An 11247-nucleotide genomic window follows, 5' to 3' on the forward strand; every position below is an offset into this window, starting at 1 on the left:
GGGCCAGCACTGGCGCAGCTTCGACGGCAAGGAGTTGTGCGGTAGTATTGATGGGGTAATGGGAGAAAAGCGCGGGCAGAGCGTCGTCAGCCTGACGGCCCACGAGGGGGGACACAGTGAGGTGGCGGGCTACTACGACGGCAAGAAAGAATCGGAGAAGCCCGTAGTGACGGCGTACTTCGAGCAGGTCGGGCCGCTGAAAGACGGTTATACTTTTGACGCGCTACACACCTTCCCGCGCAACCGCAACGGCGGCCCGGCTGGAGCTGATCGACCAGCGCGGGGGCGCGTACATGGCGCAGGTCAAGGGCAACCAGGCTGTGCTGCTTGAAGACTGTCGGCTGATCCATCAGCACCTGCCGGCCGAGTGTTCGGGCCAACAGTGCGAGAAGGGGCACGGCCGCGTCGAGACACGCCGGGCGCGGGGATACAGCCTTGACAAGTCGAGCCTAGCGACGCGCTGGAAAGATGCGGGTATTGTCTCCCTGCTAGTCATAGAACGGGGGCGCTACAACACCAAGACACAGAAGCAAAGCCGCGAGACAGCCTACTGGGTGAGTAACCAAGCACTTGACGGACAGAAGTTTGCTAAACTGGCCGAAGCAGCCCGAAGGCACTGGGCCGTCGAAGTACACCACCACATCCGCGACGTGCAGATGGGCGAGGACAAGATGGTGGCCAGGAATGCCAAGGAGGCCAGGGTACTCGCCGGCTTTATCACCATGGCGACCAATATGCTAGTGTCGGCCAGCCGAGATCAAAGTATATCAGAATTGAGGGAAAAATTGACCAGAAATCACGCACTGGTCAACCCGCTTTTTAAACGAAATTAATTTTTATGAACAAGCCCTGGTTAGGCTTCAGAGCCTCTGTCTACTCCGAAAATAATTACATGCCGCTTCATTTCCGCATGACTAGGCCCTTACCCTCCATTACGTGTTAAAAGCACGTCAGTCACTTCGCCGCTGCATTCGTTGTGGCCCGCGCAGATGGAGAATGGGAGCGACCCGCGGCAAGTCTCTTTTCCAACCGGGATCAGGATGGGGTGCAATCTAACGATTGGCCGGATGACTTAAACAGCCAGTAGCCTTTCATCGGATACATTGGAGAACTTCCGAAGGCTTGTCCGGCAGGACGCGCCAGTACCTGCTGTGTTAGCCGGGAAGCGACCATACAATCCTGACACCTTTAGACCAGAAAGGCCGAGGGATGCGGTTTAAGGCCAAAGTGTAGCTATTCACCCTCGGGGCTTCACTGTTTGTAAATAGTGCCGTTCTTCATCACAAAAGTGACTTTCTGCAAAGATGAAACGTCCTGTAAAGGATTGTCCTTCACCGCGATGATGTCGGCAAACTTACCGGGTTCAATGCTACCGATTTCGTCGCTCATGCCCAGTACTTTGGCGTTGGTGACGGTGGCAGATTGGATGGCTTCGACGGCGGGCATGCCCCCTGCCACCATGTAGATAAACTCCTTCGCATTGTAGCCGTGCGGGTAAACGCCCGCGTCAGTACCGAAGGCGATGTTGACACCCGCTTTGTAAGCCTTAGTAAAAGTAGCCTGGATCTTCGGGCCGATGGCAAGTGCCTTAGGCGTCACCAAAGCCGGGTAGTAGCCCGGGATTTTGGCCGAGTCGGCGGCAGTCCGCCCTGCTATGATCGTCGGTACGTAGTAAGTACCGTATTCTTTGAATAGAGCGATGGCCTCATCGTCCATGAGGGTGCCGTGTTCGATCGTCTGGACGCCAGCTCGGATGGCGCGTTTCATGCCCTCGGCCCCGTGGGCGTGGGCGGCTACGTTGAAACCATAGTCTTTGGCGGTTTGTACGATGGCTTTCATCTCCTCGTCGGTGAACTGCGGCCCCTGTCCATCTTTGGCGTTGGAAAGTACCCCGCCCGTGGCGGTGATTTTGATCACGTCCGAGCCGTCATTGTAGCGCTGGCGGATGGCCTTACGGGCGTCGTCCACGCCGTTGATTACGCCTTCCATCGGGCCGGGATCACCCATCAGGTCGCGGCGGTAGCCGTTGGTCGGGTCGGCGTGGCCGCCCGTGGTAGCGATAGATTTTCCCGCCGTGATGATGCGGGGGCCGTCTGTGATTCCGCGGTTGACAGCGTTTCTCAGGGCGATGTTGACGCCGCTGCCGCCCAGGTCACGCACAGTGGTGAAGCCAGCCATAGGGGTAGTTTTGGCGTATTTAGCCGTCTGAAAAGCCACATCGGGTGGATTCTGAGTATAGCGGTCGTAAGAACCGCCCCGCCGGGTTTCGTTTTCGAGGTGGACGTGCATGTCGATCAGACCGGGCAGGACGTAGCTGTCTTTCAAATCCACGACCTTTTCGCTACCCGAAGTACGTGCGTAGCCTTTCTCAACGGCAGTGATTTTGTTTTTCTCGACCACGATAGTCATCTGTGGTTGCATGGTGCCTTGTTTAGCATCGAAGAGGTTGCCACAATGGGTCACCGTACGCTGTGCAAAGCTGGTGGTCAGACTCAATGTAAAAAGAAAGAGCGTAAGAATTTTTCCCATAAAAACTGAAAGGCGGTGCTCGATAAAAAGACTCAGGCAAGATACTGCAAATAATGTTTTTCAGAGAAGAACAACATGTATGTTCTCGATTATTGAAATAAAAATCTGACTGACAATAGGTACACAACAACCACAACTGAATAATGATTTAGAAATAAAATGTTGATTTACAGGCTAAAACGACTTTGAACTCCGAATTTTGAACCTTGAACATCACACAAACTAATCCAACCACCCTAATCAAGACGTATATGAACCCGGAACAGCAGTTTGAGCGGTACCCTCGCCCTCTGCTCCTAGTCCGTAACTCGCCTTATGCGAAAGGCGACTCACGGCACATCTGATCGGAAACAGTAGCTATGCAGGCCTGCGGCTTCTTTTTCCTGGTGCGAAAATGCATTGGAAGAACGTGTTCTTTCAGAAAAATGATTAGATTGCCCCTCTCAAAAAAAACGTTTCTAATCCTTGGCTATCCACGAACCAAACTACTCGGAAGAAGAATTGGTGGCCTCGCTGAAACAGAATGACCGGACGGCGTACGAGTACCTGTACGACAACTATTCCGGGGCATTGTTCAGCGTGATCTCCAAAGTCTTGCGAGACAACGAGAAAGCGGAAGACGTCATGCAAGACGCCTTTCTGAAGATATGGAAGAATATCTCCTCGTATGATCCCGACAAAGGGCGGCTTTTCACCTGGATGCTCAACATCGCGCGAAACAGTGCGATCGACGCCGTCCGGTCTGAGAAGCGCAAGCCCGGCATGGATGATATTACGGAGAACCTCGACCGCACCGATCAGAACGCTACGTATCAACCCTCCCCCTCGACGCTGGATTTGAAAGCACTGGTGGACACTTTACGACCCGAAAGGAAAATTTTATTGGACTTGGTTTACTTCCAGGGGTACACTCAGGAGGAAGCCTCGAAAGAGCTCGACGTACCTTTGGGCACGGTCAAATCACGCATCAGAACCGCGTTGAAGGACCTTAAACATTATTTTAAAATATGAATATCTCAGCCTACATAGATTCAGGAATCCTGGAAGAGTACGCGCTGGGTATTGTCTCTCCGCAGGAAAAACAGGAAGTCGAATGCCTCACTCAGGTTTATCCCGAGTTGAAGGCCGAACTCGAGCTAGTTGAAAAAGCACTTGAACAATACGCTCTGCAACACGGAGTACCCGTACCCGGCCGGGTGAAAGATACTATTTTCACCCAAATGAAGTTTGGCCCGGCAGCCTCTGCTGCGGCAGCCGATGCTTCACCCGCTGACATTAAAGAAGAAGGAAGAACGATTGAATACGATACGACACCGATTCAGGAAGATGCACGCGTTACGCGACCGCTTTGGGGAACGTTGGGAATAGCCGCTTCCGTTCTGCTTGCCATTTTTGGCGCGTGGGCAGCTTACCAGTACAGCACCACCCGCAGCGAGAACGAACAACTGGCTGTCGAGGTCGAGAACCTCAATGAGCAGACGAATACGCTGCAACAAAGAGCCGAGTATAACGAAGCTCTGGCGGCCAACTACCGCAACCCGGACGTAAAAATTGTGAATATGCCAGGCTTGGAAAAAGCGCCTGACAGCGAGGTAGTGGCCCTTTGGAATCAGAAAACCAATGAAGTACTACTCGATGTGCAGAATTTGCCCGCGCCACCTACCGGAAAACAGTATCAGCTGTGGACGATTGTAGACGGGAAGCCCGTGGATATGGGCATGCTAGACGACGATTTCATGGGGAAGTTGCTGAGAATGAAAGCGAGTTCACCCAACGCAGCGGCCTTTGCAATCACGCTTGAGGATGACGGTGGAAAGCCCAGTCCAACGATGGAAGAAATGGTTGTGATGGGCAAAGTGTAGGGGCGGCTCATCAGCGAATCATTATCCGCTGTACCTGCGTGGTGTCCTGCGTTTCTATTTTCAAAAAATAGATTCCCGCTGGCACAGCGGGTGAAATCTGAAGAATAGGTAATCCAATAATCCCGCTGTCCGTGAGGTCAGCGGGAATTTTTTTGCCCTGCGTGTCGATCAAATGGTAGTCAAAATCCAGTGGAAGATCGATGCGCAGGTAGATGGGTTCGCCTACTTGAGCCGGGTTAGGGAAGGCGGTCAGAGCCGACGGACTGTCGCCGCTGAATACCGCAATGACCGGGGAGTAGTGGATACGACCTGATTGATCACGCAGCCGAAGCCGATAGTAGGTGCTGCCGGGCAAAGGCTGGCCGTCGGAGAAAGAGTAAAGGCTGGAAGAATTCCTGTCGAAGGCAAGCGGGATGTCGCCCAGGGACAGAAAATTCACTCGATCCTCGCTACGCTCGACGGTGATTTGGCTCAGATCGGGATGGGCGGCGAACAGTGCGTGAAGGTCCAACCGACCATCGTTCGTTTGCGTTTCAATCGACTTGACTACCTGTGGCACTGGCAGCCCGTTTTTCACCTGAAACACTTCGGAGACATTCCCAGGCCGGGTAGGATTCTGGGCGACTACCCGCAACCGGTAACTACCCTCGGCCAGCGCGGCGGGTAGCGTTACCCGCAGCGGATTTTGCGGACCTGAACCGACGATGGCCAGAAAATTGCCCGCTTCGTCGAGCAACTGCGCTTCCATCCAGAGTGTGAAGACGTCCCGTGCGTAGTAAGGCAACAGAAACGACTGGCCGGGAGAAGCTGCTCGTGGCACCACGCCTGTGAGTAGGAGACTACTGGAGGTGTAAGCTGGTATCTGGCTGAAAAAAGCATCCGATAAGCTGCGATTCCAGGCCGTTGCCATCTGGGACAAGCCCTGCGTTCCGCCCCTGACGTTCTCGAAATGGCCGTGCGCAGGGCGCGGCACCTGAATGGTGTCGCCCGTCGGGCCGCCCCACACGCGCAGGCCGGGTGTTTGGGCCAACTGAATCTGCGCCTCGATCACGGGCAAATATGAGTCGGGGGCGTTGTAGCTGACGCTGCTGAGTGCAACGGCCCAACCGATGACCCGCCCGAAATCCTGATTGGTTTTCTCGATCAGCCTTCGGATATTTTGGTAGTAATCTGCCTTAGCTATTTTCAGATGCACGGCGTCATTTTCACCGTGAAACCACAGCACCGACCGCAAACCAAGCCAGGAGTGGTAGTAGCGAAGGGTGTTGATGAAGTTGCTGTACGGCTGGCGGTTGGGCCAGTCCTTGCCTACATAGATATTGCGCGTATTTTGACCGTTGGCTGTTTCCCGCCAGTTGACGGAGTTGGCGGCGGCCCAGCCCGCGTTCATGAACAGCACCGGAACGCCCAGCCGCGCCACCAGCAACGAACCCAACTCGCCCCAGTACCAGGCCGACTCGCCGGAGGGATAAATTCGGTTAGCCGCTTTTAGTGGTTCAAAATTTGGGGCGGGCATCGGCTCGTCAGGGGCGACAGTGATATTCTCGTTGTTGAGGTTTTTATTTAAAGAATTGAAGGAAACCACTTGTTCCACCGCGTCCTTCGCTCCTAAGTTGGGTAACCCCATCGCGTTTGAGTGTCCGGCGATCAGGAATACTTCACCGATGCCCACGGGTTGTACCGAAGCAGATTCTGCGACCTCTCCGCCAAAAAAGCCCCTGATTTCCAATTGGTACCAGCCGCCTTGGGCTTGTAGGGAACCGAGGAAGATACCCTGCCGCCCCTGAATCGAAAGTGTGGCCCAGGTACCTCCCTCTCCGCCGTTGGCTGGAAACGGCACCAGCCGCGCTTCGAGTTTGTCATATGGGAACGTGAGAGTACCTCCAACCTGAAGCGTTCCCCGATTATTTTGGTCTCGCTGGATGACGGTATTTTTTTGAGGGGAAGAAACGTAGATTTTTGCGTAGGTACCCTCTGTCCCTAAGCCCAGGAAAAGTAAAAGCACGTAAATTTTATTCATAGGAATTGGTTTTCGAAAGTGACGCGGCTAAGGAGAATCGAAGGCCATAACGATCAACTCGAAAGCAGACATCGCCAATAAGCTGACGACCATATACGAATCGGAGATGTACTGGTAAACGCTTATGTATCTGCTTTCCTTGCGGGTGGCATTCTGCAACCAGAAATACCCACCGACCTGGACTATAATGAGCAAATAAAGTATGGCGAAGTTCTTGAAGTCCATAAGATTATGAATTCGTTTGTCATTTTACCAATATTAAATAAAAGTATAGCAGAGCCAAAATTTAAAATTCTAATTTTTCTGCTGTCCGCGGGAAACTATTGCCTAATTTCGGTGTTTCAACATCTATCAATAAACGCTCGTTCCAAAGGTTACGATTGTAATCAACTATTTGTTAGTATATTATAATCGTTTGATGAGGTACAAAAAACGTGTTTGTGGTATTCCCTCTCCATATGTGTTCACGTGTATTTCTAGTTGTCCTATTGTTGTTTGGCAGTACTTTCCTTCGTGTTCAGAGCCAGAGTACCCTAGTCAATACATTGGATTCTTCCGCGACTCTGGAAGAGTGCATTCAATACGCGCTGGCGCATCAGGTGGACATCCGGCAGGCACAACTTGACGAGCAAATAGTAGACCGCACCATCAAAAGTCGCCTGGCCGACTGGTACCCGCAGATCGGCCTGACGTATAACATTCAGCATTACCTACAGCTTCCTGTCCTGCTTTTCCCTGACCTGAACAATCCGACGGGTCCGCGCCGCGAAATCCGCACGGGCGTTGCCAACTCCTCTACCGCCGCGTTGTCACTGAACCAAACGATCTTCAATCGAGACGTATTACTGGTCAACCGCACTTCCCGTGATGTGCTGTACCAAGCCGCGCAAAATACGGCCAACCAAAAAATCAATGTTACGGTGGACGTCAGCAAGGCATTTTACGATTTGCTCCTCACCCGGCAGCAGCAAGCTATTCTCAAAGCTCAGATCGAGCGATTGGCTCGCAACCTGAAAGATGCGACCAACCAATTCAAGAGCGGCATCGTGGATAAGACTGACTATAAGCGTGCCACCATTGCCCTCAACAACGCCAACGCCCAATTACAGCAAGCCCGCGAGCAGACCGTGGCGCGGGAAGCGGTTTTGAAAAATCAAATGGGTTATCCGGTGGAAAAGTCCTTGACAATAAACTACGATAGTACACGTCTGGAACTGGATGCCGTACTTGATACGAACCAAGTCGTCAGCTACCAGAATCGCATTGAGTACCAGCGACTGCAAACCCGCCGCAGTCTGTTGCGCTCCGAAATCGACTATGCCCGCTGGAGTTTGCTGCCAACGGTTTCGTTTTTCCTGAATTATAATCTGAACTACCAAAACCAGGATTTTGCACAACTCTACAGCCGCGCTTTCCCGAACTCACTATTCGGCCTGACGCTCGGCTACCCGATTTACCAGGGCGGTAGGCGACGGCAAAACATCCGCATCGCCGAATTGCAATTCGAGCGTTCCGACATCGACGTGACAGGCCTGAGTAACGACATCGACGCCGAGTATCAGCGGGCGTTGTCGCAGTACAAAAGCAACTGGATAAACTACCGAAACCTGCAAGAAAACGTAGCACTCGCCCGCGAGGTGTACGACATCATTCAGTTGCAGTATAAGTCGGGTGTGAAAACCTACCTGGACGTCCTGATTTCGCAGACCGATCTGCGGACGGCGGAGTTGAATTTTGTCACTGCCCAGTACCAGACGATTAGTAGCAAAATTGATGTGGAGCGAGCGCTCGGCCTCATTGCCCCCTAACTCCCAATACAACTTCCCGAAAGACTTGCCGTCTGGCCTTTAATTTTCAGGAAGTGCTAAGTAAATATATATGATGAGAAATAACCGACTGATTCCATTTGCCTTGCTGGTTCTGCTCTCAGCATGCGGTGGTAAGGAAGAGAAACCCAAGCTACCTACCGAAATACCCGTAGCCACGACCAAAGTGGAACGCGGCGTAGCGGTGGCTTACGACGAGTACCCGGCCACGGCGCAGGCTTTGAAGGTAGTGGAGGTGCGGGCCATGGCCAGCGGCTACGTAACAGCCATGTCTTTTCAGGACGGGCAGCACGTGCGCAAGGGACAGCGGCTCTACCAAATCGACCAGCAGCAAATCCAGGCGTCGGTCGATCAGGCCACAGCCAACCTGCGCGTGGCGGAAGCCAACGAGCGCTTAGCCCAGAAAGACGCCGAGCGTTATTTGGAATTGGACAAAAACGAAGCCATCGCCAAGCAGGTACTCGATAACTCCCTGGCTCGACTCGAAACCGCCAAATTGCAGGTGCAGGCCGCGCGGGCCAACGTGCAGCAATCGCGCTCGGGTCTAAAATACACCACTGTCACGGCTCCCATTTCGGGAACCATCGGCATTTCTCAGGTCCAGCTAGGAGCCTTAGTGACCTCCAACCAAACGTTGCTCAATACCCTTTCGACCGACGACCCGATGGCAGTGGATTTTGGCGTGGATCAAAAAGAAATCATGCGCTTTACCAAGCTTTTGCAACAAAAAAACAATCCGCGCGACTCGACCTTCCAACTCACGATGCCCGACGGCAGCAAGTACCCCTTCGCGGGTCGGCTCGAACTACTCGACCGCGCCGTGGATGCCCAGACCGGAACCATCAAAACCCGCCTGGTTTTCCCCAATCCCAACGGAATGCTCAAAGCGGGCATGACCGTCAACGTCCGCGTGAAAACCGACGGCAGCGGTAGTTCCCTGCTCATTCCCAAGAAAGCCCTGGTGGAGCAAATGGGCGAGTACTTCGTGTATGTCGTCCAGGGCGACAGCGTCATTCAGCAAAATGTCCAGACCGGCACCGACATCCGCGACCAGATCGTGATCCGCGAAGGCCTGGAAGAAGGCACTGAAATCGTGACGGAAGGGATTCAGAAGTTGAAGAATGGGAGTAAAGTGAAACGTTAGTTTTGGGGTTAAACGGTTAACGGTTAAAAGGTTAAACGGTGTTTTACGCTGTCAATTCCACCAGCCTGAAGGCCGCGAACCCTTAACCGTTTCACCGTTTGACCCTTAACCCCAATGACAAAGTCGCATGTTTGCAAACCGATTCATCAACCGCCCCATCCTGGCCATCGTTATTTCGCTGGTGATTTTGCTGGTGGGGACTCTGGCGATTATTAGTCTGCCGATTAGCCAGTACCCGGACATTACGCCGCCGACGGTGCAGATTACGGGTACTTACACCGGGGCCGATGCCGCCACGGTAGAGCAGACCGTCACGACGCCCATCGAAACGCAGGTCAACGGCACACCGGGCATGAGCTACTTGTCCAGCAACAGCACTAACGACGGTAGGACGTCGATCAGTGCGGTGTTCGAGGTAGGCACGGACATCAACATCGCCGCCCTGGATTTGCAAAACCGCGTCAGTGTGGCCGCGCCGCAGTTGCCCAGCGAGGTTACGCGTTTGGGGCTGATTGTCAGGAAGCGCAGCCCAAGCATCCTGATGCTGGTGGCGATGTACTCGCCCGACGAAACGCACGGCGTCAATTTTATCAACAACTACGCGAATATTTACGTCAAGGAAGCCCTGTTGCGGGTGAAGGGCGTGGGCGATATTTTTAGCCGGGCCGACGATTTTAGCATGCGTGTCTGGCTGCAACCCGATAAAATGGCGCAACTGGGCATTGCCTCCGCCGAAGTCATTTTGGCTTTGCAAGAACAGAATTTGCAAGTCGCCGTGGGTTCGGTGGGTGCGCCGCCGCAGAACGATGACCAGACTTTTGAGTACACGGTCTTTACCAACAGCCGCTTAACGTCGGCGGAAGAATTCGGCGAGGTCATTGTTCGCACCCGTCCCAATGACGGCTCGCTGGTGTATCTCAAAGACATCGCTAGGGTGGAATTGGGCAAGTTCAGCTACAACAATAACTCCTACGTCGATGGCAAGCGGGCCAGCTATTTGCTGGTATATGAGGCTCCCGGCAGCAACAGTCTTGAAACGGCCCAGGGTGTTTATGAAAAGATGGTCGAGCTGAAAAAATCTTTCCCCAATGACCTCGACTACATGGTGCCCTTCGAGGCGGTGTCGGTGGTGAAAGTGTCAATCGATGAGGTAGTCGAGACGCTGTTTATCGCTCTGCTGCTGGTGATTCTGGTCGTCTTTTTGTTTCTGCAAAGCTGGCGGGCTACGCTGATTCCGCTCTTGGCGATTCCCGTGTCTATCGTGGGTACTTTTATCTTTTTTGTGCCTCTGGGCTTTACCATCAACACTTTGACGATGTTCGGCTTCGTGTTGGCCATCGGCATCGTGGTGGACGACGCCATCGTGGTCGTCGAGGCCGTGCAGCATTACATGGACGAAGAAGGTATTTCAGCCAAGGAAGCGACGATCAAGGCGATGAAAGACATTTCTGGTCCGGTGATTGCGATTGCGCTCATTCTGGCGGCGGTGTTTGTCCCGGTGGGCTTTATTCCCGGCATCGTTGGTCGACTTTATCAGCAATTTGCCATCACCATTGCCATTTCGGTGGCGCTTTCTGCCTTCGTCGCCCTGACGCTGACGCCCGCCCTCTGCGCTTTGCTTTTGAAACCCATGAACCTTAGCGAAGATTCGCGGGGGCTAAACAAATTTTTTTACAAATTTAATAACTGGTTTGGACGGGTGACAGATCGTTATTCCGAGGGCGTCAGGAAATCTATCCGCAAAGCCCCGCTCGTAATCGTCGGGCTGATCTGTCTTTATTTGGCGACGGGTTTTTTATTCAAAACCAAACCCAGCGGCTTCATTCCGCTGGAAGACGGCGGACGGCTTTTCATGACCTACGAACT

The 11247-nt window shown here is 53.2% G+C and carries 9 protein-coding genes and 1 pseudogene; 7 read left to right on the top strand and 3 right to left on the bottom strand.

Going from position 1 to position 11247, the window contains the following annotated elements; genetic code table 11:
* Positions 1–331 (top strand): annotated as a pseudogene (locus ACEW8P_RS23865) (hypothetical protein); the annotation flags it as partial.
* Positions 321–833, top strand: a complete 513-nt coding sequence (locus tag ACEW8P_RS23870; RefSeq protein ID WP_373515571.1) for a hypothetical protein — start codon at positions 321–323, stop codon at positions 831–833. The pseudogene ACEW8P_RS23865 and the gene ACEW8P_RS23870, both read left to right, overlap by 11 nt.
* Before the next feature lie 418 nt (positions 834–1251).
* Here the strand turns inward: ACEW8P_RS23870 and ACEW8P_RS23875 are convergent, their stop codons facing one another.
* Positions 1252–2529 carry an amidohydrolase family protein gene (locus tag ACEW8P_RS23875; protein WP_373515572.1) on the bottom strand — a complete coding sequence of 426 codons (1278 nt, stop codon included), beginning with the start codon at positions 2527–2529 and terminating at the stop codon, positions 1252–1254.
* A gap of 465 nt (positions 2530–2994) precedes the next feature.
* Here ACEW8P_RS23875 and ACEW8P_RS23880 point away from each other — a divergent pair, with 465 nt between their 5' ends.
* Entirely contained in the window at positions 2995–3540 is a 546-nt protein-coding gene (locus ACEW8P_RS23880; RefSeq protein WP_373515573.1) for an RNA polymerase sigma factor, read from the top strand.
* Positions 3537–4391 carry an anti-sigma factor domain-containing protein gene (locus ACEW8P_RS23885; protein ID WP_373515574.1) on the top strand — a complete coding sequence of 285 codons (855 nt, stop codon included), beginning with the start codon at positions 3537–3539 and terminating at the stop codon, positions 4389–4391. Before ACEW8P_RS23880 ends, ACEW8P_RS23885 begins: the two co-directional genes overlap by 4 nt.
* A 10-nt stretch (positions 4392–4401) precedes the next feature.
* Here ACEW8P_RS23885 and ACEW8P_RS23890 read toward each other — a convergent pair whose 3' ends face one another.
* Both ACEW8P_RS23890 and ACEW8P_RS23895 read right to left on the bottom strand, forming a co-directional pair.
* A complete protein-coding gene (locus ACEW8P_RS23890) occupies positions 4402–6411 on the bottom strand; it encodes a T9SS type A sorting domain-containing protein (RefSeq protein ID WP_373515575.1) in 2010 nt (669 codons plus the stop codon).
* 27 nt (positions 6412–6438) lie between these two features.
* Entirely contained in the window at positions 6439–6636 is a 198-nt protein-coding gene (locus tag ACEW8P_RS23895) for a hypothetical protein (protein ID WP_373515576.1), read from the bottom strand.
* A gap of 320 nt (positions 6637–6956) precedes the next feature.
* Here ACEW8P_RS23895 and ACEW8P_RS23900 point away from each other — a divergent pair, with 320 nt between their 5' ends.
* The 3 genes from ACEW8P_RS23900 to ACEW8P_RS23910 all read left to right on the top strand — a co-directional run.
* Positions 6957–8219 (top strand): TolC family protein, encoded by a 1263-nt coding sequence (locus ACEW8P_RS23900; protein ID WP_373515577.1) that lies wholly within the window; start codon positions 6957–6959, stop codon positions 8217–8219.
* Between the two features lie 70 nt (positions 8220–8289).
* Positions 8290–9381, top strand: coding sequence for an efflux RND transporter periplasmic adaptor subunit (locus tag ACEW8P_RS23905; RefSeq protein ID WP_373515578.1), 1092 nt, complete (start codon positions 8290–8292; stop codon positions 9379–9381).
* 127 nt (positions 9382–9508) lie between these two features.
* Positions 9509–11247: efflux RND transporter permease subunit (locus ACEW8P_RS23910; protein WP_373515579.1), on the top strand; the 1739-nt coding region annotated here is incomplete at its 3' end.

Source organism: Persicitalea sp., from assembly GCF_041751555.1.
In the GTDB taxonomy this organism is placed as follows: domain Bacteria; phylum Bacteroidota; class Bacteroidia; order Cytophagales; family Spirosomataceae; genus Persicitalea.